The 22,190-nt window shown below is 70.9% G+C and carries 19 protein-coding genes; 14 read left to right on the top strand and 5 right to left on the bottom strand.

Annotated elements, in window-relative coordinates; all coding sequences use genetic code 11:
• The first annotated feature begins 16 nt into the window (after positions 1-16).
• From tssH to ACOZ90_RS01900, 8 genes are all read left to right on the top strand, one after another.
• A complete protein-coding gene (gene tssH, locus ACOZ90_RS01935; RefSeq protein ID WP_422891932.1) occupies positions 17-2,668 on the top strand; it encodes a type VI secretion system ATPase TssH in 2,652 nt (883 codons plus the stop codon).
• Positions 2,669-2,706: 38 nt separating this feature from the next.
• Positions 2,707-3,057 (top strand): hypothetical protein, encoded by a 351-nt coding sequence (locus ACOZ90_RS01930; protein WP_422891931.1) that lies wholly within the window; start codon positions 2,707-2,709, stop codon positions 3,055-3,057.
• Complete coding sequence (locus ACOZ90_RS01925; protein ID WP_422891930.1) at positions 3,054-3,638, top strand: GNAT family N-acetyltransferase; 585 nt, start codon at positions 3,054-3,056, stop codon at positions 3,636-3,638. Before ACOZ90_RS01930 ends, ACOZ90_RS01925 begins: the two co-directional genes overlap by 4 nt.
• 59 nt (positions 3,639-3,697) lie before the next feature.
• Positions 3,698-4,513 carry an SAM-dependent methyltransferase gene (locus ACOZ90_RS01920; RefSeq protein ID WP_422891929.1) on the top strand — a complete coding sequence of 272 codons (816 nt, stop codon included), beginning with the start codon at positions 3,698-3,700 and terminating at the stop codon, positions 4,511-4,513.
• A 13-nt stretch (positions 4,514-4,526) separates the two neighbouring features.
• A complete protein-coding gene (locus tag ACOZ90_RS01915; RefSeq protein WP_422891928.1) occupies positions 4,527-4,829 on the top strand; it encodes a hypothetical protein in 303 nt (100 codons plus the stop codon).
• A 32-nt stretch (positions 4,830-4,861) separates the two neighbouring features.
• The gene (locus ACOZ90_RS01910; RefSeq protein ID WP_422891927.1) at positions 4,862-6,667 is read left to right on the top strand and encodes a GGDEF domain-containing protein; all 1,806 of its coding nucleotides are present in this window, start codon (positions 4,862-4,864) and stop codon (positions 6,665-6,667) included.
• 70 nt (positions 6,668-6,737) lie between these two features.
• Positions 6,738-7,199 (top strand): DMT family transporter, encoded by a 462-nt coding sequence (locus ACOZ90_RS01905; RefSeq protein ID WP_422891926.1) that lies wholly within the window; start codon positions 6,738-6,740, stop codon positions 7,197-7,199.
• Positions 7,199-7,840 carry an HD domain-containing protein gene (locus tag ACOZ90_RS01900; RefSeq protein WP_422891925.1) on the top strand — a complete coding sequence of 214 codons (642 nt, stop codon included), beginning with the start codon at positions 7,199-7,201 and terminating at the stop codon, positions 7,838-7,840. Before ACOZ90_RS01905 ends, ACOZ90_RS01900 begins: the two co-directional genes overlap by 1 nt.
• A 43-nt stretch (positions 7,841-7,883) precedes the next feature.
• On the opposite strand, the gene ACOZ90_RS01895 is transcribed toward ACOZ90_RS01900, so the two are convergent.
• Complete coding sequence (locus ACOZ90_RS01895; RefSeq protein ID WP_422891924.1) at positions 7,884-8,345, bottom strand: FKBP-type peptidyl-prolyl cis-trans isomerase; 462 nt, start codon at positions 8,343-8,345, stop codon at positions 7,884-7,886.
• Between the two features lie 173 nt (positions 8,346-8,518).
• Here ACOZ90_RS01895 and ACOZ90_RS01890 point away from each other — a divergent pair, with 173 nt between their 5' ends.
• The 4 genes from ACOZ90_RS01890 to ACOZ90_RS01875 all read left to right on the top strand — a co-directional run bounded on the left by ACOZ90_RS01890 (position 8,519) and on the right by ACOZ90_RS01875 (position 13,064).
• Positions 8,519-10,558: a S9 family peptidase gene (locus tag ACOZ90_RS01890; protein ID WP_422891923.1), complete on the top strand. Its 2,040-nt coding sequence runs from the start codon at positions 8,519-8,521 to the stop codon at positions 10,556-10,558.
• Positions 10,558-10,923, top strand: coding sequence for a DUF6164 family protein (locus ACOZ90_RS01885; RefSeq protein WP_422891922.1), 366 nt, complete (start codon positions 10,558-10,560; stop codon positions 10,921-10,923). Before ACOZ90_RS01890 ends, ACOZ90_RS01885 begins: the two co-directional genes overlap by 1 nt.
• A 137-nt stretch (positions 10,924-11,060) precedes the next feature.
• Complete coding sequence (locus ACOZ90_RS01880) at positions 11,061-12,620, top strand: leucyl aminopeptidase (RefSeq protein ID WP_422891921.1); 1,560 nt, start codon at positions 11,061-11,063, stop codon at positions 12,618-12,620.
• 48 nt (positions 12,621-12,668) lie between these two features.
• Positions 12,669-13,064, top strand: a complete 396-nt coding sequence (locus ACOZ90_RS01875; protein ID WP_422891920.1) for a hypothetical protein — start codon at positions 12,669-12,671, stop codon at positions 13,062-13,064.
• 51 nt (positions 13,065-13,115) lie between these two features.
• On the opposite strand, the gene ACOZ90_RS01870 is transcribed toward ACOZ90_RS01875, so the two are convergent.
• Positions 13,116-14,885, bottom strand: coding sequence for a DEAD/DEAH box helicase (locus ACOZ90_RS01870; RefSeq protein WP_422891919.1), 1,770 nt, complete (start codon positions 14,883-14,885; stop codon positions 13,116-13,118).
• A gap of 150 nt (positions 14,886-15,035) precedes the next feature.
• Here ACOZ90_RS01870 and ACOZ90_RS01865 point away from each other — a divergent pair, with 150 nt between their 5' ends.
• Positions 15,036-16,598, top strand: coding sequence for a protein adenylyltransferase SelO (locus ACOZ90_RS01865; RefSeq protein ID WP_422891918.1), 1,563 nt, complete (start codon positions 15,036-15,038; stop codon positions 16,596-16,598).
• A 48-nt stretch (positions 16,599-16,646) separates the two neighbouring features.
• On the opposite strand, the gene safA is transcribed toward ACOZ90_RS01865, so the two are convergent.
• Positions 16,647-17,468, bottom strand: a complete 822-nt coding sequence (safA, locus tag ACOZ90_RS01860) for a SafA/ExsA family spore coat assembly protein (protein ID WP_422891917.1) — start codon at positions 17,466-17,468, stop codon at positions 16,647-16,649.
• 127 nt (positions 17,469-17,595) lie between these two features.
• Between safA and ACOZ90_RS01855 the strand changes: the two genes are divergently transcribed.
• Positions 17,596-19,509 carry an ATP-binding cassette domain-containing protein gene (locus ACOZ90_RS01855; protein ID WP_422891916.1) on the top strand — a complete coding sequence of 638 codons (1,914 nt, stop codon included), beginning with the start codon at positions 17,596-17,598 and terminating at the stop codon, positions 19,507-19,509.
• Here the strand turns inward: ACOZ90_RS01855 and ACOZ90_RS01850 are convergent, their stop codons facing one another.
• Together ACOZ90_RS01850 and ACOZ90_RS01845 are read right to left on the bottom strand one after the other, a co-directional pair.
• On the bottom strand, positions 19,510-20,259 hold the full coding sequence (locus tag ACOZ90_RS01850; protein ID WP_422891915.1) for an MliC family protein: 750 nt from the start codon (positions 20,257-20,259) through the stop codon (positions 19,510-19,512).
• Between the two features lie 70 nt (positions 20,260-20,329).
• Positions 20,330-22,117, bottom strand: a complete 1,788-nt coding sequence (locus ACOZ90_RS01845; protein ID WP_422891914.1) for a M14 family metallopeptidase — start codon at positions 22,115-22,117, stop codon at positions 20,330-20,332.
• Between the last annotated feature and the right edge of the window lie 73 nt (positions 22,118-22,190).

Genomic DNA, 22,190 nt, shown 5'->3' with positions numbered 1-22,190 from the left:
GAGCAGCACGCCAGACATGGCCATCAATCTCAAGACTCTGATCGGCAAACTCAACGACACCTGCCGCCAGGCGGCCGAGCGCGCCGCCAGCCTGTGCATGGCGCGCGGCAACTGGGAGGTGGATCTGGAGCACCTGTTCCTGGCGCTGATGGAGCAGCCGCGCAGCGACCTGGCGCTGGTGGTGCGTCGCAGCGGCATCGCCCCGGGCACGCTGGAGCAGGACCTGTCGGCCGAGATCGACCGTTTCCGCACCGGCAATACCCGCACCCCGGTGTTCTCCCAGCACCTGCCGGCGCTGTTCGAGCACGCCTGGCTGCTGGCCTCGCTGGACGCCGGCACCACCCGCATCCGCAGCGGCCACCTGCTGCTGGCGCTGCTGACCCAGCCGGAGCTGGCGCAGCTGGCCGAACGCGGCTCCAGGCAGTTCGCACGCATCCGCAAGGAGGAGCTCAAGCACGACTTCGCCGGCCTGACCGAGGGCTCGCAGGAAGCGGCCCAGGCGGTCGACTTCGCCGATGCCCAGGCACCGGCGGGCGAAGGCGAGGCGCTGCCGGGCGAAGGCGGGCTGTCGAAGACGCCGGCGCTGGATCAGTTCACCACCAACCTCACCCAGCGCGCCCGCGACGGCCACATCGATCCGGTGATCGGCCGCGACGCCGAGATCCGCCAGCTGGTCGACATCCTGCTGCGGCGGCGCCAGAACAACCCGATCCTCACCGGCGAGGCCGGCGTGGGCAAGACCGCGGTGGTGGAGGGCCTGGCCCGCCGCATCGCCGAGGGCGACGTGCCGCAGGTGTTGCAGGGCGTCGAGCTGCACGTGCTGGACATGGGCCTGCTGCAGGCCGGGGCCAGCGTGAAGGGCGAGTTCGAGAACCGGCTCAAGAACGTGATCGACGAGGTCAGGAAGAGCCCGCATCCGATCATCCTGTTCATCGACGAGGCCCACACCATGATCGGCGCGGGCGGTTCGGCCGGGCAGAACGACGCCGCCAACCTGCTCAAGCCGGCGCTGGCGCGCGGCGAGCTGCGCACCATCGCCGCCACCACCTGGGCCGAATACAAGAAGTACTTCGAAAAGGACGCCGCGCTGGCGCGGCGCTTCCAGGTGGTCAAGGTGGAGGAGCCGAGCGAGGAGCTGGCCGCGGCGATGCTGCGCGGCATGGTGCCGCTGATGGAGGAGCACTTCGGCATCCGGGTGCTGGACGAGGCGATCACCGAGGCGGTGCGGCTTTCGCACCGCTACATCAGCGGCCGCCAGTTGCCGGACAAGGCGGTGGGCGTGCTGGATACGGCCTGTGCCAAGGTCGCGCTGGGCCAGAGCGCCACGCCGGCGGTGATCGAGGACACCCGCCGGCACCTGGAGCGGCTGGAGGTGGAAATCGCCGCGCTGGAGCGCGAGGCGGCCGGTGGCGAGCGCGGGCACGGGGAAAAGCTGGAAGAGCTGCGCGCCCTGCGCAAGCAGGCCCGCGGGGTGCTGGCGGACAGCGAAGAGCGCCTGACCAGCGAGAACGCGCTGGCCGGGCGGATTGGCGCGCTGCGCGAGCAGATGGAATCCGCCGCGAAGGGCGACGCCAGCAGCAGCCACGCCGAGCTTGACCGCCTGCTGGCGGAACTGCGCGAGCTGCAGGGCGAGGCCCCGATGGTGCCGCTGCAGGTGGACGGCACGGTGGTCGCGGGGATTGTTTCGGCGTGGACGGGCATCCCGCTGGGGCGCATGGTCAAGGACGAGATCCGCACCGTGCGCAACCTGGCCGGGCTGCTCGCCGAGCGGGTGATCGGCCAGGATCACGCGCTGGAGGCGATCGCCCAGCGCGTGCGCACGGCAACGGCCAGGCTGGAGGATCCGGACAAGCCGCGCGGCGTGTTCATGTTCGTCGGCCCCTCGGGCGTGGGCAAGACCGAGACCGCGCTGGCGCTGGCCGACATCCTCTACGGCGGCGAGCGCAAGCTGGTCACCATCAACATGAGCGAATACCAGGAAGCGCACAGCGTCTCCGGCCTCAAGGGCTCGCCGCCGGGCTACGTCGGCTACGGCGAGGGCGGGGTGCTGACCGAGGCGGTGCGCCGCAATCCCTACAGCGTGCTGCTGCTGGACGAGGTGGAGAAGGCCCATCCGGACGTGCTGGAGATGTTCTTCCAGGTGTTCGACAAGGGCGTGATGGATGACGCCGAAGGGCGCGAGATCGACTTTCGCAACACCCTGATCATCCTCACTTCCAACGTCGGCTCGCCGCAGATCATGCAGGCCTGCCTCAACAGGCCCGCCGAGGAGATCCCCGATGCCGAGGCGCTGGGCGAAGCGCTGCGGCCGGTGCTGATGAAGCACTTCAAGCCGGCCTTCCTCGGCCGCCTGAAGGTGGTGCCGTACTACCCGATCAGCGACGACGTGCTGGCCAGCATCATCGAGCTCAAGCTGGGCCGTATCCGCGACCGGGTGCAGGCCAACCACAAGGCGGGCTTTGGCTGGAGCGACGGGCTGGTGGAGGCGGTGCTGGCGCGCTGCACCGAGGTCGACTCGGGCGCGCGCAACGTCGACCACATCCTCAATGGTACGCTGCTGCCCGAGATTGCCGGCAGCGTGCTGGGCAGCATGGCCGAAGGCGGCAGGATCGAGCGGATCGACGTGTCCGTGGACGACAGCGGAAGTTTTCAATACAGGGTGGCATGACGCCGCCCGGTGGCAACCAGGAAGCAAAGGAGAACAGCATGGATTTCTACGGATTGGACAGAGAACAGACGATTGCCAACTGCGACAGCATCGCGGTGGGCCTGGCGAGCCGGGACACGCGCGAGGTCTGCGCCTGGAACCGGGTGCGCCCCGAACACATTGTGGATCTGCTGGATCAGGCGGCAGCCGAGGCCCGTGGCGACGCGCGCAACCTCGGCAAGCTGCTGTCGCAGTTCAGCTGGCGCATCCATCCCGCCGACCCGGCGGCAGCGGGTGGCAAGCGCATCGTCAACAACGTGCGTGACATCACCATCGCCGCGGTTGGCCGCACCTTCCAGCTGCACTGCACCGAGAGCCCGTCGCTGCGGCTGGAGCGCATCACCGCGTGAACCAGGCGACCGGTCGGGCGGGTACCGGGGACGAGGTCGTTCCCGGCCTGCCTGTCCGGTTCCGCACCGATCGGCTGCAACTGCGGCCGCTGGCTGACGGCGACAGGGCGCTCTACGTCGAGCTGTACACCGATGCGGACGTCATGCGCCACGTGGGGGCGCCGCTGTCGCCGCAGGCGGCCGGGCGCGGCTTCGAGGCGGTGCAGCGGCAGATGGGCCAGGCGCCGCCCCGGGCGTGGTACTGGGTCGCGTGCGTGCGCGACTCCGGCCGTGAAGCCGGCCTGCTGGCGCTGATGTTCGACCGCGGCCGGGAGTCGGCCGAGTTCGGCATGATGATGCCGGCGTGGGCCCGGGGCAGCGGCTACGCAACCGAGGCGGTGGGTGCGCTGGTGGCGCATGCCCTCGGCGGGGAAGGGGCTACTGCAGCCGGTTCCAGCCTGCAGCGCCTGCATACCCGGCACGCGCCGGGACACGCCGCCGGGGCGCGGGTCATGGCCAAGCTGGGGTTCATTGCCGGGCCGGCGGAGCAGGGGATGTCGCACTGGTATCTGGATCGGGCCGGCCGGGGCACGCAACGGTGAATTTTGCAACCGTCGCCAGACCGGGATAGATTGGGGTTCTCCGCGGGGGAGTTGGGGCCATGGCAGGCGAGAAGGGAAGCCTAGCGTGCGTGGGGTTGGGCATGCTGCTCGGCGCCCAGCTGGGCCCGCGTGCGCGCAGCCATATCGAGCAGGCCGACGTGGTGTTCTCCGCCGCCTCCGATCCCGTCGCCGACCTGTGGGTGCGGCAGATGCACCCGGACGTGCGCAGCCTGCAGCCCCTGTATGCAGAGGGAAAGCCCCGCGAGGACACCTACCGCGCGATGATCGCGGCGATGCTCGCCGAAGTACGGGCCGGTCGCAGGGTCTGCGGCGCCTTCTACGGCCATCCCGGGGTGTTCGCACAGGTACCGCACCGCGCGATCGCGCAGGCGCGCGCAGAGGGGTTCGAAGCGCATATGGAGCCCGGCGTGTCGGCCGAGGACTGCCTGTACGCGGATCTGGGGATCGATCCGGGCCGGCATGGCTGCCAGCACTACGAAGCCAGCCAGTTCATGTTCTATCGCAGGCGGATCGATCCGTCCGCCTGCCTGGTGCTGTGGCAGGTCGGCGTGGCCGGTGACCGCTCGCTTCGACGTACAAGTACGGGATCGGGTTACCGGCAGCTGCTGGTGGAACGGCTGGTCGAGGACTATCCGGCCGGGCACGAAGTCATCCTGTACGAAGCGGCCACCCTGCCGATCGCCGCGCCCAGGATCGAGCGGATGCGGCTGGATCGGCTGCCGGAAGCCACCCTGGGCATGCACACCACCCTGGTGGTGCCGCCTGCCCGGGCGCTAGAACGCGACGAGGACATGCTGGCCAGGGTCGCGCGGCTGGACATCGAGGAAACCACCCCGGCCGTGGCCGGAATCTGAAAAAGGGGCTCACATGCAGGACGCAATCCGTTTTCTGGAAAGGCTGGGGCAGGACGTGGCGGTCGGCAGCAACGCATATGCCGCGCTGCTGGACGCGGAGGTCGCCGAAGGGGCTGCGAGGCGGGCGCTGCTGGAGCGCGACGTCGGGGCGCTGAACGCGCTGTCCGGGGGTACCGCACCATGGTTCTGCATGGTCGCGACGCCGGACGGCGACGAGTCCGAACGGCCGCAGGAGGCCCCGGACGGGGAGCGCGAGGACCGGGGCGACACGGACCCAGATCCCGAGCGGCGGGAAGCCCCGGACTCCCCGGACTGACCTGGGCGGCTTCGGAAACCGGATGCACTGACATGAACCGTTTCCGCACGTCGATATGGATTCTGCTGGCGCTGTGCTGGGCCAGCCCCGGCGTGTCCGCCAACCCGTCGATCGAGGCGATGCTGCAGCAGGCCGACGGGATCCGCACCTCCGACCTGCACGGCTTCAACCGCCTGCTCGACCGCCTCGACGGCCTGGCGGCCCAGGCCACCGACCCCCAGCGCGAGCGGCTGCGGCTGCTGCATGCGTACCGCGCGCTGATGCGCGGTGACGCCGATGGCGCGATCCTGATCCTGGAGGAGCTGTCCGCGACGGTCGACGATCCGGTGACCCGCTACCGGGTCGGCGCGCTGCAGGCGAACACCTTTGCCATCAACCGCCGCTTCGAGGAAGGCCTGAGGGTGCTCGAATCGCTGCTGCCCGCCAGCGACGGGGTCGAGGACGTGGCCGCCCGCCACCAGGGCCTGCTGGCCGCGGGAATCCTCTACAACCAGGTCGGCGAGTTCGACCTGGGCATGCGCAGCGCGCAGCGGGTGCTGTCCGAAGGCTCCTCCGGCCGCAACCTGTGCCTTGCCCGCAACCTGGTGCTGGAAGCGCGGCTGGGCGAGGGCCAGCGCGTGGAGGACGCGCGGATACGTGACGCGATTTCCAGCTGCGAGGCGGAGTCGGAAACCATCCTGGCCGGCTTCGCGAATTCCTACCTCGCACGCAACCTGCACGCTGCGGGCGAAACGGGCGGGGCGATCGAAGTCCTGGAGGCCTACCTGCCGAGGGTCGAGGACGCCGCCTATCCGCTGCTGATCGGCGAATACCATTCGATGCTCGCCGAGTACCGCATGAAACAGGGCGATATCGCGGCGGCCGAGCACCACGCCGGCAGGGCCATCGAACACGTCACCTCGCTGACCAACACCCTGTCGCTGGTGGTCGCGTTCCGCACCCTGTATGAAGCCGCCCTGCAGCAGGGCGACCACGAGGCTGCCCTGGCGATGTACCGCAGGTACGCGGACGCCGACGGGGCCTACCTGCAGGAGGTCAGGGCCCGGGAGATGGCCTACAGGATCGTCCGCCACGAGGCGCGGCAGCAGGCCCAGCAGATCGAACTGCTCAACGAGCGCAACACCGTGCTCGACCTGCAGAAGCGGGTGAGCGAGCAGCGCTCGCAGAACCGTGGCCTGCTGATCCTGCTGCTGGCCTTGGCGCTGGCCACGATTGCGGCCTGGGCCTACCGCACCAAGCGGATCCAGATGCGCCTGCGGCGGATGACCGAGGTGGACATGCTTACCGGCATCAGCAACCGCCACCATTTTTCCGAGGCCGCGCACCGCTCGCTGGCCCGGTGCCTGCGCGACGATGAGCCGGTGGCGCTGGTGATGTTCGACCTGGATCACTTCAAGCAGGTCAACGACCGCTTCGGCCATGCGGCCGGTGACTGGGCGCTCAAGCAGGTTGCGCTGGTGTGTGGCCCGCTGTGCCGGCCGGTGGATTCGTTCGGCAGGCTGGGCGGGGAGGAGTTCGCGATCCTGCTGCCCGGGCTCTCGCTGCGCGACGGCATCCGCCTGGCCGAGGATGCGCGGGCGCGGCTGGAAGCCATCGACTCCAGCGGCAGCGGTTTCCGGATGCGGGTCAGCGCCAGCTTCGGGGTCACCGATACCGGCCTGTCGGGCTTCGAGTTCAACCGGCTGCTGTCACACGCCGACCGGGCGCTGTACCGGGCCAAGCGCGGCGGGCGCAACCAGGTGTGCGGATACCGGCCCGAGGAGGTGGCCCACCTGGCGGTGGTGCCGGGGCGCGACAATTCCGACAAGGGGCAGGGCGCACAGGCCCTGCAGTCCTGACCGCGGCGCCGTCACCGGCCCGCGGGCCGGTGGGGATTAGACTCCGGGGCGGTTCCCCATGGAGTCGTGCATGAACGGATGGTTGATTGGTGGCATCGCCGCGGCGGCGGCGGTCGGCGTCCTGCTGCCGCTGCAGGCGCTGATCAATGCCCGCCTGGCGCAGGACACCACCGGCGCGCTGTTCGCGTCCTTTGTCTCGTTCGCGGTGGGCACGGCGATGCTGGCGCTGGCGCTGCTGGCCACGCGCACGCCGCTGCCGGACATGCGGACGCTGGCCACCCAGCCCGCGTGGGTGTGGGCAGGCGGGCTGATCGGCGCCCTGTACGTGCTGTGCGCGACGCTGCTGGTGCCGAAGCTGGGAGCGGCCGGGATGATCTGCCTGGTGGTGGCCGGACAGATGATCGGCTCGCTGCTGTTCGACCACTTCGGGGTGCTCGGCCAGGTGCGGCCGGCGGATGCGTGGCGGGTGCTGGGCGCGGTGCTGGTGGCGGTGGGCGCGGTGCTGGTGGTGCGGCCGGGGCAGGCGGCGTGATGGCGGCCGGCGATGGCCCAGCCCTGGACGGGCCGCTTGCGCTGCCGCCGGGGCAGCTGGAGGCGCTGCGCCAGGCTTATCGCGCGCCGCCGCGGGCGTACCACGACTGGAGCCACGTGCAGGAAGTGCTGCGGCACTACGCCGACGTGGCGGCCGGCCCCGGCTGGGCGCGCCCGGTGGAGGCCTGGCTTGCGGTGCTGTACCACGATGCGATCTACGAAGCGGGCCGACGCGACAATGAGCTGCGTTCGGCGAAGCTTGCGGTGGAGCAGGCCGGGCGCTGGCTGCCCGAGGCAGGCGTTGATGCGGCCAGGGTGGCCGGGCTGATCGAGCTGACCGCGCGCCATGGGCAGCACGCCCCGGACGACTTCGGCGATGGCCCGGATGCCGATGACACCCGCCATTTCCTGGACTGCGACATGGCGATCCTGGGCGCGGACGCGGCGGCCTTCGATGCCTATGACCGCGCCATTGCCCAGGAGTACCGGGTGCACGTGCCGGGCTGGCTGTTCCGGCGCAATCGCCGGCGCTTCCTGCGATCGCTGCTGGAACGCCCGTGGATCTTCCTCAGCGAGCTGTTCCACCAGCGCTATGACGCCCGCGCCCGGGACAACCTCCAGCGAACGCTGGCCCGGATGTAGGAGCGCGCCATGCGCGCTCCTGCAAGGGGCCGGTGGTCACTCCTCAGGCAGGCTGGCCGTTCTGCTTTTCTTCGTCGGAGGCTTCGCGCACGTCCGTCACTTCGACCGCGAAGTGCAGGTTGCGGCCGGCCAGCGGATGGTTGCCGTCGATCTTCACCTGCTCCTCGCCAACCTCGACCACGGTCACCAGCATCGCGCCGCCCTGGCTCTGGGCGCGGAACTGCATGCCGGGTTCAACCTTTTCCACGCCCTGGAAGGCGTTGCGCGGCACCGTCTGGATCAGGGCGTCGTTGCGCTGGCCGTAGCCTTCTTCGGGCGCGACGTCGACCTTCAGCGAGTCCCCGGCGCTCTTGCCCTCGAGCGCGCGCTCCAGGCCCGGGACGATGTTGCCCACGCCGTGCAGGTAGCTGAGCGGCTGATCCGGCGGCGAGCGGTCGATGACCTGTCCGTCGTCATCGGTGAGGGTGTAGTTGAAGCTGGCGACGCGATTGGCGGCGATCTCCATGGAGCATCTCCTTGGATGGATTGATGGATGGAAGGAGGGGATGACGCCGGAAGCAGACACGGCGCGAAGAGACATGGAACCTTTTCAGGCTAGACGCCCGCCGGGCGATGCGCAACCTCGCCCGGGCCGGGTGGCTGTGGCAAAGTGCCGGGATTCCGGATGGAGGGAACACCATGGGGCGTTGGCGTCTGTTGTTGCTGGCAATCGCGTTCATTCCGCTGCTGGGCGCAGCGCAGGCGCGCGGGGGCATGACCCTGGAGCAGGTGGCCCAGACCCGAACGGTCGCCCGCGCCGCGGTGAGCCCGGGCGGGGGTGAAATCGCCTACGTGCTGGCGGTGCCCAGGCGCCCGGGGGTGGACGCGGACGGCCGTGCGCATACCGAGCTGCACGTGGTCGATCGCGCCGGCAACAGCCGCGGATTCGTCACCGGGGAGACCACCGTCGGGGCCATCGAATGGTTCCCGGACGGCCGCAACATCGCCTTCCTGTCCCGCCGCGACGGCAAGGCCACCACCGGGCTGTACCGGATTCCGCTGCACGGCGGCGAGGCCCAGCGCGTGGCCGGGCTGGAGACCAGCGTGTCCGGGTTCAGCCTGTCGCCCGACGGCCGCCAGGCGGCGCTGCTGTCGCAGGAACAGGCCGGTGCCGAACTGAAGGCGCTGCGCGACAAGGGCTTCAGCCAGAAGGTCTACGAGGAGGACTGGCGGCCGGTCGGCCTGTGGATTGCAGACCTGTCGGATCCGGAGGGCGAGCCGCGCCGGGTCGAACTGGAAGGCAGCGTGCAGTCGGTGCACTGGAGCCCGGCCGGCGACCGCCTGGCGCTGGTGGTCACGCCGCGCCAGCTGACCGACGACACCCTGGTGTTCGCGCGGGTGCGCATCGTCGACCTGCAGGGCCGAGAGCTGGGCCGGGTGGACAACCCCGGCAAGCTCGGCCAGCTGGCCTGGAGCCCGGACGGCGCCCACCTGGCGATCATTTCCGCCGCCGACGAGAACGATCCGCGCGAGGGCCGCCTGACCGTGGTCGGCAGCAGCGGCGGCGAGCAGCGCGACCTGCTGCCGGGACTGGAGGGGCACGTGTGGAGCGTGGCCTGGCAGGACGCCGGCACCCTGCTGTACGTGAGCCACGAGGGCGTGCAGACGCGGCTGGGTGCGATCGCTCCCGACGGCAGCGGCGACCGCACCGTGCTGGCGGCCGAGGGCCCGGTCTGGAACTCGATCACCGCGGCGGCCAACGGTGAGCTGGCCCTGGTGGGCCAGTCGCCGGAGCATCCGGCCGAAGTGTTCCACCTGGCGGCAGGCCAGGAGCAGGCGCGGCGGCTGACCGATTCCAACCCGTGGCTGGCCGACGTGCGCCTGGCCCGGCAGGAGGTGGTGCGCTACACCGCCCGCGACGGGCTGGAGCTGGAAGGACTGCTGGTGCATCCGCTCGAGCGCAGTGGCAGCGAACGGGTGCCGCTGATCCTGGTGGTGCACGGCGGGCCGGAGTCGCATTATTCCAACGGCTGGCTGACCGGCTATTCGCAGCCGGCCCAGCCCGCCGCCGCGCGTGGATTTGCGAGCTTTTTCCCCAACTACCGGGCCAGCACCGGCCGCGGGGTGGCGTTCTCCAAGCTTGATCGCGGGCGTCCGGGCATGGAGCAGTTCGACGACCTGGTGGACGGCGTCGACCACCTCATCGACATCGGGCTGGTGGATCGCGACCGGGTGGGGATCACCGGCGGGTCGTACGGCGGCTACGCCAGCGCCTGGGGCGCGACCTGGTACAGCGAGCGCTTCGCCGCCTCGGTGATGTTCGTGGGCATTTCCGACCAGGCCAGCCTGGTCACCAGCGGCGACATCCCGTGGGAGCAGTACCTGGTGCACATGGGCACCTGGCCGTGGGAGAACCCGGAGATGTTCCGCCAGGCCAGCCCGGTTACCCACGCCGCGAAGTCGCGCACGCCCACGCTCATCCTCCACGGCGAGGACGATCCGCGGGTGCCGGTGGGCCAGTCCTACATGATGTACCGCTACCTCAAGCTGGCCGGCCAGGCGCCGGTGCGGCTGGTGCTGTACCCGGGCGAAGGCCACGGCAATGCCCGCGCCGCCTCGCGCTGGGACTACTCGCTGCGGCTGATGCGGTGGATGGAGCACTACCTCGACGGCCCCGGCGGCGATGCGCCGCCTTATGAAATCGACTACCGGCTGCCGGAGGCCGACGCGGATTCCTGATGGCGAAGATGCTGCTCAACCTGAGGAACGTGCCCGACGACGAGGCCGACGACGTGCGCGCGTTCCTCGACACCCACCGGATCGCCTGGTACGAGACCCAGCCCGGGCTGTTCGGCATCTCGCTCGGCGCGATCTGGGTCAAGCACGATTCCGACTTCCCGGAGGCCAAGCGGCTGATGGCCGACTACCAGGAAGGCCGGGTGTGGAAGATGCGCGCCGAGCACGATGCGGCCCGGCGCGACGGCACCGCCGAGACCTTCGGCTCGCTGCTGCGCGAGCGCCCGGGATGGGTGTTGATCCGGGTGCTGGGGATCATCCTGCTGCTGGCGCTGATGGCGCTGCCCGGCTACCTGCTCTGGCGCTGATCCCGGCCGGGCATGACCATCGGCACGGCCCGGGCCGGGCCCACTGTTATAAGGTTTCATGTTCGCGTTTCACCCTCTGGACGGCCTCGGGCATGTGATCCGTGCGGCCGTCCTTGTCCACGCCTGCCGGAGTTTCCATGTCCCGACGTCGCCTTGCTTCCCTGTTTTCAGCCGCCTTCCTGATGGTGTGCGTGGCGCTGCCCGCCGCGGCCCAGCGCCAGATCAGCTTTGACGCCTACGCGCTGCCCGAGTCGGGCACGGTGGTGATCCCGGTGCGCGAGGGCAACGTTGCCAGCGGCGCGTTTGCCGACCTGGATGCGGCCACCGATGGAGCGCTGTCGCGCGCCGTGGCGGCGGCCGAGTTCAAGGGCCGCGCCGAGAGTCGCCTGGATCTGCCGGGCCTGGCCGGCTTCGACCGCGTGCTGCTGCTGGGCGTGGGCAAGGACGAGGTGACCGTCCGCGTGATGGAGGACTTCGGCGGCCTGATCGGCCAGCACGCCGCGCGCAGCTCGGCGCCGCGCATCGAGGTGCTGTGGCGCGGCGACGAGGCGGATGCGGCCTCGCACATCGCCTTCGGCGCGGCGCTGGGGGGCTACCGCTTCGACAAGTACCGCAGCCGCGGCGGCGACGACGATGAGTCGCCGCGCGCCGGGCAGGGCGACCTGGTGATCCGCACCCAGGCGGGCGCGGGCGCCGCGACGCACTATGAGTCGCAGTGGCAGCCGGTGGCCGAGGCGGTGTCGTTCTCGCGCGACCTGGTGACCGAGCCGGGCAACGTGGTGTGGCCGGAAGTGTTCGTCGAGCGCGCACGCGAGGCCCTGGCCGGGCTGCCGAACGTGAGCATCGAGGTGCTGGACGTGGCCGCGATGGAGCGCCTGGGCATGGGCAGCATCCTGGCCGTGGGCCAGGGCAGCCAGCGCCCGCCGCGGATGATGGTGGTGCGCTATGACGGCGGCGCCGCCGGCGACAAGCCGCTGGCCTTCGTCGGCAAGGGCATCACCTTCGATACCGGCGGCATCTCGATCAAGGGTGGCAGCGGGATGTGGCGGATGAAGTACGACATGACCGGCGCCGCCGTGGTCACCGGCGCGATCAAGGCGCTGGCCGGCCGCCGTGCCCCGGTCAACGCCGTCGCCGTCGCCGCGCTGGCCGAGAACATGCCTTCGGGCACGGCCTCGCGCCCGGGCGACGTCGTTCGCAGCGCTTCGGGCAAGACCATCGAGATCATGAGCACCGACGCCGAGGGCCGCATGGTTCTGGTGGACGGCCTGTGGTACGCGCAGGATCGGCATGATCCGGCCGTGGTGATCGACATCGCCACCCTGACCGGTTCCGTGGTGGGCGCGCTGGGCGGTGATTACGCGGGCCTGTTCAGCCGCGACGACGCGCTGGCCGGGCAGCTGCTGGCCGCCGGTGAAAGCTCGGGCGACCTGCTGTGGCGGCTGCCGCTGCATCCGACCTACGGCAAGGGCCTGAGCTCGCCGATCGCCGACCTGCGCAACGGCGGCGGCAGCCCCGGTGCCGGCACCGCCGCCCACTTCCTGGGCGAGTGGATCGACAAGGATCGGCCGTGGGCGCACCTGGACATCGCCGGCATGGCCTGGATCGAGAGCGGCGGCAAGCCGACCTCGCCGGCCGGCGCCACCGCCTTCGGCGTGCGCCTGTTCGACCGCTGGGTGCGCGAAAACCACGAGTGATCCCGCGCGGCGCCGGCCAACGTGCCGGCGCCGCCTACAATTGCGGACATGGAAGCGAACTGGATCGGGCTGGTGCTGGTGGTGCTGGGTGCGTACCTGGCCTTCGTGGTGCTCGGCGCAGCGCTCCGGCTGCTGATGTGGCTGCTGGTGCTGGTGGGGGCGTACTGGTTCCTGGCACCGATGCTGGGCTGGCCGACGCTGTCGGACCTGGTGTACGTGTTCGGCCCCGATTTCGGCGGCCGGCGGATTGAAGAGGTGCTCACGCCCGCGGCCGTCGCCGACGGGATCGGCGAGCGGGTGGTGGACGGCGTGGTGGAGCGGCTGCAGTCGCAGTCGGCCGAACTGCCGGAATGGCCGGAGCCGGTGGAGGAGCCGGTCGGCCAGCCGGAGCGCTGGAGCGGGGAAGAGGACGCGGCGCCGGTGTCCGGGGATGAGCTCCGCTAGGACGGTCGCGCGGTCTCGCGCGCAAGCCGCGTTTCCATGCGGGCGGGCCGTTCAGCCCCTGGGCTTGCCCACCGGCTTGCGCGGATGCGCGGGCTTGCCGCGGTGCGGCTTGCGCTGGAACGGCCGCTTGCCGCGGAGCGCGGCGGCGGTATCGGACGGATCGGCGCGGCGCATGCGCAGCTGCTGGCCGCCCACGCGCACCTTCTTGAGGTGTTCGAGGATCTCGCGCGGCATGCCTTCGGGCAGATCCACCAGGCTGTAGTCGTCGCGGATGTCGATGCGGCCGATGTAGCGGCTCTCCAGGTCGGCCTCGTTGGCGATCGCGCCGACGATGTTGCCCGGCTGCACGCCGTGCGCGTGGCCGGCCTCGATGCGGAAGGTCTCCATGCCGACTTCGGGCGGGCGGGTGCCGACTTCCTGCGCGGGCCGCGGCCTGCGCGCCGGCCGATCCGCCTGCTCCGGGCGTTCGAAGCGCGCGGGCTTCGGGCGCTCCTTGGGCGGCTCCAGCAGCAGCGGGGTATCGCCCTGCAGCTGCCTGGCCAGGGCGGCGGCGATCTCGATCGCCGGCACGTCGTGCTCGCTTTCGTAGCGCTCCACCAGCTCGCGGTACTGGCCCAGGTCGTCCGCCTGCAGGCCGCTACCGATGCGTTCCATGAACTTCGCCACCCGGCGCTCGTTCACCGCCTCCACGCTGGGCAGCTCCATCTGCTCGATGGGCTGGCGGGTGGCGCGCTCGATCGCGCGCAGCATGCCGCGCTCGCGCGGGGTGACGAACAGGATCGCCTCGCCGCTGCGGCCAGCGCGGCCGGTGCGGCCAATCCGGTGCACGTAGCTTTCGGTGTCGTAGGGGATGTCGTAGTTGAGCACGTGGCTGATCCGCTCCACGTCCAGCCCGCGCGCGGCCACGTCGGTGGCCACCAGCACGTCGATGCGGCCGTCCTTGAGCTGGGCGATGATGCGCTCGCGCTGCTTCTGCTCCAGGTCGCCGTTGATCGCGGCCGCGGCCAGCCCGCGGGCGGCGAGCTTGTCGGCCAGCTCCTCGGTACCCAGCTTGGTGCGGGCGAACACGATCATGGCGTCGAAGGGTTCGGCCTCCAGGATCCGGGTGAGCGCGTCGAGCTTGTGCACGCCGCTGACCATCCAGTAGCGCTGGCGGATGCTGGTGGCGGTGGTGGTGGTGGCCTTGATCGACACCTCCACCGGATCCTTCAGGTAGGTCTGGGCGATGCGCTTGATCTGGGCCGGCATGGTGGCCGAGAACAGGGCGACCTGGCGCGTTTCCGGGGTCTTCTTCAGCACCGTCTCGACGTCGTCGATGAAGCCCATGCGCAGCATCTCGTCGGCCTCGTCCAGCACCAGGCAGCGCAGTTCGGACAGATCCAGGGTGCCGCGTTCGAGGTGGTCGATCACCCGCCCGGGAGTGCCGACCACCACCTGCACGCCGCGGCGCAGCGCCGACAGCTGCTGGCCGTAGCCCTGGCCGCCGTAGACCGGCAGCACCTGGAAGCCGGGCAGGTGCTTTGAATAGGTCTGGAATGCCTCGGCGACCTGGATGGCCAGCTCGCGGGTCGGGGCCAGCACCAGCGCCTGGGGCTTGCGCGCGCTGGCATCCAGCTGCGCCAGGATGGGCAGGGCGAAGGCGGCGGTCTTGCCGGTGCCTGTCTGGGCCTGGCCGAGCACGTCGCGGCCCTGCAGCAGCGGCGGGATGGTGGCGGCCTGGATCGGCGAGGGGGATTCGTAGCCGACGTCGGCCAGCGCCCGCATCAGCGGCTCGGGCAGGGCAAGGTCGGAAAAACGGATGTTGGGGGTGTCAGCGCTCATCGGCGTGGGTGCATCGGCGCCGGGGGAGCGGCCGTTCTGGCCGCGTCATTTTACGCGCAGCGCGTGAATGCGGGCGGAGCCGGTGATTTCGCGGCCCGTGTGTGCTGGCCGGCAGCGGCCGGTCAGCGGGCGGGTGGTAGGGTGCCGGCGATGCATCCGCTCGGATTCGACAACGCGTTCCTGCGCGAGCTTCCCGGTGATCCGGAGGCTGGGCCGCGGCTGCGCCAAGTGCACGGGGCGGCCTGGTCGCGGGTGGAGCCCACGCCGGTGGCGGCGCCGCGGCTGGTGGCGCATTCGCCGCAGATGGCGCAAGCGCTGGGGTTTTCAGAGGCCGAGGTGGCGTCGCCGGAGTTCGCCCTGCTGTTCGGAGGCAACGCCGTCCTGCCGGGGATGGAGCCGTTCGCAGCCAATTACGGTGGTCACCAGTTCGGCAACTGGGCAGGCCAGCTTGGTGACGGGCGGGCGATCAGCCTGGGCGAGGCGGTTACCGCCGCAGGCGAGCGCTGGGAGCTGCAGCTCAAGGGCGCGGGCAGGACGCCGTACTCGCGCATGGGCGATGGCCGGGCGGTGCTGCGCTCCTCGATCCGCGAGTTCGTCTGCAGCGAGGCCATGCACCAGCTGGGCGTGCCAACCACGCGCGCGCTGAGCCTGGTCGCCACCGGCGAGGCGGTGGAGCGCGACATGTTCTATGACGGCCACCCGCGCAACGAGCCGGGGGCGGTGGTGTGCCGGATGGCGCCGTCGTTCATCCGCTTCGGCACCTTCGAGCTGCCGTACGCACGCGGGGACACCGGACTGCTGCAGGGGCTTGTCAACTTCTGCATCCGGCGCGACTTTCCGCACCTGCGGGGCGGCGGCGAGAGGCTGTACGCGGACTGGTTCAGGCAGGTGTGCGAGCGTACGGCGGTGCTGGTGGCGCACTGGATGCGGGTGGGCTTCGTCCACGGCGTGCTCAACACCGACAACATGTCGATCCTGGGGCTGACGATCGATTACGGGCCCTACGGCTGGATCGAGGATTTCAATCCCGACTGGACGCCCAACACCACCGACGCGCAGGGGCGGCGCTACCGCTTCGGCTGGCAGCCGCGGGTGGCGCACTGGAACCTCTCGCGGCTGGCGCAGGCGCTGTCGCCGCTGTTCGCCGATGCGGCGCCGCTGCAGGCGGGGCTGGATCGCTACGCCGAGGCGTTCAACGATGCCGACCGCGACATGCAGGCGCGCAAGCTGGGCCTGTCGCAGTGGCGTGGGGAAGAGGACGACGGGCTGCTGGCGCAGCTGCGCACGCTGATGGCGCAGGGCGAGGTGGACATGACGCTGTTCTTCCGTGGCCTGTCTTCCCTTGATCCGCAGGCGCCCTCGCTGCGGGGGCTGGAGCATGCCTTCTACGACTCCGCGAAGCTGGAAGCGGCCCGCGGGGAATTCGATGACTGGCTGGGCCGTTACGCGGCCCGGGTGCAGGAGGATCCGCTGCCGCCCGCGCGGCGCAGTGAATTGATGGAGGCCGCCAATCCGCTCTACGTGCCGCGCAACTGGCTGCTCCAGCAGGCGATCGACCGCGCCGAGCAGGGTGACGACGGCGGGGTGCACGCGCTGATGCAGGTACTGGGCGAACCGTACCGGGAGCAGCCGGGACGCGAGGCGTATGCCGCCCGCCGGCCGGAGTGGGCGCGGGAGCGGGCGGGGTGTTCGATGCTTTCGTGCAGTTCCTGAAGGCGTCGCGATTCAGGGAATCTCGAATCCGGAATCGTCCGCGGGTGCTCAGGCCAGGGCGGCCTGCGCACGCGCGTAATAAGCCTGGCGGTCGGCCAGTCCGTTGGTGCCGCCGTTGATCAGGCGCGTGACCTGCACGAAGTCGCCGCTGTTGGCGGCCTCGTTGATGTCGCGGCTTGTCCAGTACCAGGCGGCGATGCGCGCGGCGTTTTCGGGCTGCGCGGCCAGAGCCGGATTGTTGACCAGATCCAGGCCAAGCGCTTCGCCGGCCTGGGCATAGTTGTAGCGACCGGTCACCTGGATGTAGCCGCGGCCCTTGTAGCGCACGCCGTCGCCGGGCTGGGTGTTGCCCAGATCCGAACGGCCCTCGTACGCGGCGCCGCTGGCGATCTCTTCCATGTACCGGAAGCCGCCGCTCTCGTGCGCGAGCTGGGCGATGAACATGGCCTGCTGCTGCGGCGTGTTGATGTTGGCCTCGGCCATGGCGGCGTTGAGGTTCTGCGCGATTGCCGGCGCCTGGCCCGCATCCAGGGTGGGGACGATCTGCATCAGCTGTTCGGCGCTGACGCCGTTGGCGGAGCCGGCGCCGGTGAGCGGGTCGGCTCCGGAAACGGGAGTTGCGGCGAAGCTGGCAGGGGACGCCTCGTGCCCGCCGCCGCCAGCGCCACCACCGCCGGGGATCTGGATCTGGTCGCCGGGATAGATCAGATCCGGGTTGAGCACCTGCGGATTGGCCTGGATCAGCGCCTGCAGGGAAACGCCGGCCTGCGCGGCGATCGCCCACATGGTGTCGCCGAAGACCACCCGGTGGGCGGAACTGTCGGCGGGCAGGGTGGGCGCGATGCTGTTGCTGACGGGGGAAACGGCCATGCGGTTGCTCCTTCGGGGGGGCCTCCATCCATGCGGGAGGCGCCAGGATCCAGTGCCCCGATTCAAACCAATGAACGCCGCGGCCGCCAGCTAGGGCTTGCCCTACCGGCCCCGGTAGAATGGACGCATGTCCCTGATCACACTTGAAGGCGTCGACGTCAGCGTCGGCGGGCCGCTGCTGCTCGAACAGGTGGGCCTGTCGATCGGCGCCGGCGAGCGGGTGGCCCTGATCGGCCGCAACGGCGCCGGCAAATCCACCCTGATGCGGGTGATGTCCGGCGAGCTGGCCCCCGACGATGGTCAGGTGCGGGTGGCCGACGGTGCCCGCGTGGCGCGGCTGGAGCAGGAGGTGCCGGCGGGCGCGGCGGGCAGCGTGTTCGACGTGGTCGCTGCGGGCGCGGGCGAGCTGGGCGCGGTGCTGGCCGAGTTCCACCGCCTGGCACATGCCGACCCGGTCGATACCGACGCCCTGGCCGCTGCCCAGGCGCGGATCGAGGCGGCCGGCGGCTGGGGCCTGGATCAGCGGGTGGAATCCACCCTGGATCGGCTGGGCCTGGACGGCGAAGCCGAGTTCACCCGCCTGTCCGGCGGCCTCAAGCGCCGGGTGCTGCTGGCCCGCGCGCTGGTGTCCGAGCCCGCGGTGCTGCTGCTGGACGAGCCCACCAACCACCTGGACATCGCCGCCATCCACTGGCTGGAGGAGTTCCTGCGCAACTGGCCGGGCGCGCTGGTCTTCGTCACCCATGACCGCCGCTTCCTGCGCGCGCTGGCCACCCGCATCATCGAGATCGACCGCGGCCAGGCGACCGACTGGCCGGGCGACTGGGACAACTACCAGCGCCGGCGCGAGGAGCGCCTGAACGCGGAGGCGCAGCAGAACGCGCGCTTCGACAAACTGCTGGCCCAGGAGGAAGCGTGGATCCGGCAGGGCATCAAGGCCCGCCGCACCCGCGACGAGGGCCGGGTGCGGCGCCTGCAGTCGATGCGCCTGGAGCGCGCCGCGCGACGCGAGCAGACGGGCAACGTGCGCATGCAGGCGGCGCAGGGCGAGGCCTCGGGGAAGAAGGTCGTCGAGCTGAAGGACGTGTCGTTCTCGTACGGCGAACGGGCGCTGGTGCGCGATCTCTCCACCACCATCCTGCGCGGCGACCGGATCGGGCTGATCGGCGCCAACGGCAGCGGCAAGACCACCCTGCTGCGCCTGCTGCTGGGCGAGCTTGAGCCGCAGCAGGGGACGGTGCGCATCGGCACCCGGCTGCAGGTGGCGTACTTCGACCAGTACCGCGACACCCTGCGTGAGGACTGGAACGCGCTGGAGAACGTGGCCGAGGGCCGCGAATTCGTGGAGATCAACGGCGCCCGCAAGCACGCCATCGGCTACCTGCAGGACTTCCTGTTCACCCCCGAACGCGCGCGCGCGCCGATCACCCGGCTCTCGGGCGGCGAGCGCAACCGGCTGCTGCTGGCCAAGCTGTTCGCGCAGCCGTCCAACCTGCTGGTGCTCGACGAGCCCACCAACGACCTGGACGTGGAAACCCTGGAGCTGCTGGAGGAGCTGCTCGCCGACTACCCCGGCACCCTGCTGCTGGTCAGCCACGACCGCGACTTCCTCGACAACGTGGTGACCTCGGTGCTGGCGATGGAAGGCAATGGGCGGGTAGGCGAGTACGTCGGCGGCTACAGCGACTGGCTGCGCCAGGGCGACGCGTCGTGGCTGCGCGCGCAGCCCGACCCGGGCACCGCGCAGGCCCTGGCGCGGAAAAACCCCGCGCCGCCGCCCGCCGCTCCCGCGCCCGCTCCGGCACCGGCACGGAAAAAGCTCGGCTACCGCGAGACGCGCGAGCTGGAGCAGCTGCCGGCCACGATCGAAGCGCTGGAAACGCGCGTGGCCGCACTCACCGCGGCCATGGGCGACCCCGGCTTCTTCCGCCAGCAGGCCGACGCCGTGACCGCCCACAACGCCGAGCTTGCCCAGGCGCAGGCCGAACTCGACCAGGCCTACGCGCGCTGGGAAGCGCTGGAGAGCGCCTCGGGCGGCTGATCAGTCAGCCGACAGCCAGGCGCCGCAGCCTTCGTAGCGCTGCCCGTCGACGACCAGGCTGGCGGCGGTGCGGAAGCGCTCGCCGCTCATCGGGTCGGCGCATTCGCGCTCCTCTACCGTGAGCTCGATGTCGGCACCGTCCGCGGCCTGGCCGCGCCAGCTGTCGCCCTCGCGTTGCAGGCCTGCGGCTTCGAGCAGGCGCTGGCCATAGTCCAGGTGCGCGGTCAGCGATGGCCCCTGGTCGCCTTCGCCTTCCATCACCTCCACCAGCCAGCCAGGCTCCTGGCCGACGGCGCGATAGTCCACCCCGCTGTCGGCCGCCGTGTCCCACGGCGAGGCGCGGTCGCTGCGGGTGCAGTCACGGCGTGGCTCCCCGGCCAGGGTCAGGCTGGCGCTGTCCATGCCCTTGCCCCAGAACTCGTTGCCGGCATCGTCGGCGTAGCGCGCGCCGGAAGCCGATACCGCGATCGGCAGCTCCAGGCGCCGGCCGGAGAAGGACAGCCGCACTACGTCGGCCTGCTGGTCGAAGGTGGCGCCGAGCGCGAGTTCCCCGCACTGGAAGTTGAACCGCTCCCCGGAGGCGGGCCCGTCGAGCGGCCCGGGCGCCGCGGCTTCGGTTGCCGGGGCCTCGGAGGCGGTGTCCGGCATGGAGTCCGGCGTGGGCGGCGCGGACGGCTGGCAGGCCGCCAGCACCGCGGCCAGCGTCGCCGCGGGCAGCAGGCGGATGGATGGGATTGATCCTGCAGGCATGGAAATGCTCCCTGGTTCTACGGTCGGGGCGCGTCAGCGCACCCTGGCGAGCATAACCCCGGGCACCGGATCAGGGCGTCCAGTCGGCGCGGTAGACCGGGTACAGGCCCAGGCGCTCGTCCCAGGACGGGTGGCGGCGATGGAAGAACTCCAGGCGGGCGCGCGCGCTGCCGGCAAAGGCCTCGTCCTCGCGCAGGCGCTGCTCGAACTCGCGCCTGAGCGCCGGGTCGGCCGCCAGCATCTCGCGGGCGACCGCTTCGGCCACGTAGGCCTCCATGTATTCCTTGCGTTCGAAGTGGGCGTTGAAGCGGCCCCAGGCCGCGTGCGAGTCCGGCGCCTGCGGCTCGAACAGCGCCATCACCAGCCGCGCGCCCGGCTGTGCGATCGGCACGAACAGGCTCCCGGCCGGGACGTCGCGGCGTTCGCCCGCCCACCGGCCTTCGAACGCCATGCGCTGGTGGCCTTCCATCGACGCAGCCGCGGGCGTCCAGCCGCTGGCGCGGAAGGTGTCCAGCTCCGCCTGCTCCAGGGCGTCGGGCAGCCGGGTGTAGCGCACGCCGTGCAGCTCAAGATGGGGGGCGACCCAGTCGGCGTGGGCGGCGGGGACGACGTAGCCGCCGCGCGGCGCCTGCGCGGTGCGCGAGGGCACCAGTTCGTCGCGCAGCGGCACGTGCCAGACCTGCGGGGTGGTTTCGTCGTAGCGGGTCATCGGGGCGCCGGAGACATCCGACGGGGTGCGCGACCAGGCGTAGCCGCGGAAGTCGATCATGCGGACGCGCTCGGTGGCCTCGTAGTCCAGCGCGACGGTTTGCCCGCCCAGGCCGGCGGCGCGGGCGTCGGCCTGGCGTGCGGCCCGCAGCCAGTCGCTGCCGTGGCGGGCGACGTGGTCGAGCACCGAGGCGATGGTGTTGCGGGTGGTGCGCACGCGCTCGGGATACGCCTTCCACGAGTGCGTCTCCACCAGCATCGACAGCCGGTTGCGCAGCAGGAAGTAGCCGGTGGAAAAACGCGGCGGGTACACGCCGTCGACGAAGCCGGACTCCGGGTTGTCGTATTCCGCCAGAGACGGATAGAACGGCAGCGGCAGCGAGCCCTGCGCGGCGAGGTCGTCCATCACGCCGTCGCGGAAGTCGCGGCCGATCGCGCGCAGCGCCTCGTCGCCGGCGTGCAGCGGCTCGACCTGGATCGCGATGTCGTGTTCGAACTGCGCCCCGTTGGTGGCGTGCAGATCCACCTGCACCAGCGGATCCCAGGCGTTGACCAGGCGCAGCATCGCCTGCATCTCGGGTGAATCGGCCTTTGCGTAGTCGCGGTTGAGGTTGAGGTTCTGCGCGGTGGCGCGCCAGCCCGACTCGCGCGGGCCGCGCTGGTTGGGGCGGCTCCAGGCTTCGAAGCGCTCGTGGCCGTCGACGTTGAACACCGGCACGAACAGCCACACCAGGTGTTGCAGGCTGTCGGTGGCCGCGCCGCCCTCGAGCATCTCGCGCAGGAGCAGGAACCCGGCGTCCTTGCCATCGGCCTCGCCGGGGTGGATGCCGCCCTGCACCAGCACCACCGGATGGCCGCCCTCGCGGGCCCGCGCGGCATCCAGCGCGCCGGTGCGGGTGATGGCGAGCGCCTTCATCGGCCGGCCCTCCGGACTGGTGCCGAAATCGAAGCAGCGCACCATGTCCGGACGGGCCGCGGCGAACGCATCGCACATCGCGATGACTTCGTCGTAGCGCCCGGTCTCGGCGAAGCCGCTGCGTTCGGCGTGGGTGACCAGCGGCTGCGTGGGCGCCGCGGACGCCGGAGCGCTAAACGCCAGCGCCAGCAGCAGGACGGGGAGGGCGCGAAGGGTGGACTTGGACTGGGACATCGGCCGGGCCTGCGGGGAACAAGCCGGGAATGATGCCTGTTTCCGCCCGGCGCGACAGCCGCAAGCCACCCTG

Source organism: Luteimonas dalianensis (assembly GCF_049339425.1).
GTDB lineage: Bacteria > Pseudomonadota > Gammaproteobacteria > Xanthomonadales > Xanthomonadaceae > Luteimonas > Luteimonas dalianensis.
The sequence above is the reverse complement of the archived record's forward strand: the minus strand, read 5'-3'. Positions and strand labels throughout refer to the sequence as shown.

Bases quoted from the DNA above. Each gene is read 5' to 3' on its own strand.
- tssH (WP_422891932.1), top strand. From the start codon at position 17: ATGGCCATCAATCTCAAGACTCTGATCGGCAAACTCAACGACACCTGC.
- ACOZ90_RS01930 (WP_422891931.1), top strand. From the start codon at position 2,707: ATGGATTTCTACGGATTGGACAGAGAACAGACGATTGCCAACTGCGAC.
- ACOZ90_RS01920 (WP_422891929.1), top strand. From the start codon at position 3,698: ATGGCAGGCGAGAAGGGAAGCCTAGCGTGCGTGGGGTTGGGCATGCTG.
- ACOZ90_RS01915 (WP_422891928.1), top strand. From the start codon at position 4,527: ATGCAGGACGCAATCCGTTTTCTGGAAAGGCTGGGGCAGGACGTGGCG.
- ACOZ90_RS01910 (WP_422891927.1), top strand. From the start codon at position 4,862: ATGAACCGTTTCCGCACGTCGATATGGATTCTGCTGGCGCTGTGCTGG.
- ACOZ90_RS01905 (WP_422891926.1), top strand. From the start codon at position 6,738: ATGAACGGATGGTTGATTGGTGGCATCGCCGCGGCGGCGGCGGTCGGC.
- ACOZ90_RS01900 (WP_422891925.1), top strand. From the start codon at position 7,199: ATGGCGGCCGGCGATGGCCCAGCCCTGGACGGGCCGCTTGCGCTGCCG.
- ACOZ90_RS01895 (WP_422891924.1), bottom strand. From the start codon at position 8,345: ATGGAGATCGCCGCCAATCGCGTCGCCAGCTTCAACTACACCCTCACC.
- ACOZ90_RS01890 (WP_422891923.1), top strand. From the start codon at position 8,519: ATGGGGCGTTGGCGTCTGTTGTTGCTGGCAATCGCGTTCATTCCGCTG.
- ACOZ90_RS01885 (WP_422891922.1), top strand. From the start codon at position 10,558: ATGGCGAAGATGCTGCTCAACCTGAGGAACGTGCCCGACGACGAGGCC.
- ACOZ90_RS01880 (WP_422891921.1), top strand. From the start codon at position 11,061: ATGTCCCGACGTCGCCTTGCTTCCCTGTTTTCAGCCGCCTTCCTGATG.
- ACOZ90_RS01875 (WP_422891920.1), top strand. From the start codon at position 12,669: ATGGAAGCGAACTGGATCGGGCTGGTGCTGGTGGTGCTGGGTGCGTAC.
- ACOZ90_RS01870 (WP_422891919.1), bottom strand. From the start codon at position 14,885: ATGAGCGCTGACACCCCCAACATCCGTTTTTCCGACCTTGCCCTGCCC.
- ACOZ90_RS01865 (WP_422891918.1), top strand. From the start codon at position 15,036: ATGCATCCGCTCGGATTCGACAACGCGTTCCTGCGCGAGCTTCCCGGT.
- safA (WP_422891917.1), bottom strand. From the start codon at position 17,468: ATGGCCGTTTCCCCCGTCAGCAACAGCATCGCGCCCACCCTGCCCGCC.
- ACOZ90_RS01855 (WP_422891916.1), top strand. From the start codon at position 17,596: ATGTCCCTGATCACACTTGAAGGCGTCGACGTCAGCGTCGGCGGGCCG.
- ACOZ90_RS01850 (WP_422891915.1), bottom strand. From the start codon at position 20,259: ATGCCTGCAGGATCAATCCCATCCATCCGCCTGCTGCCCGCGGCGACG.
- ACOZ90_RS01845 (WP_422891914.1), bottom strand. From the start codon at position 22,117: ATGTCCCAGTCCAAGTCCACCCTTCGCGCCCTCCCCGTCCTGCTGCTG.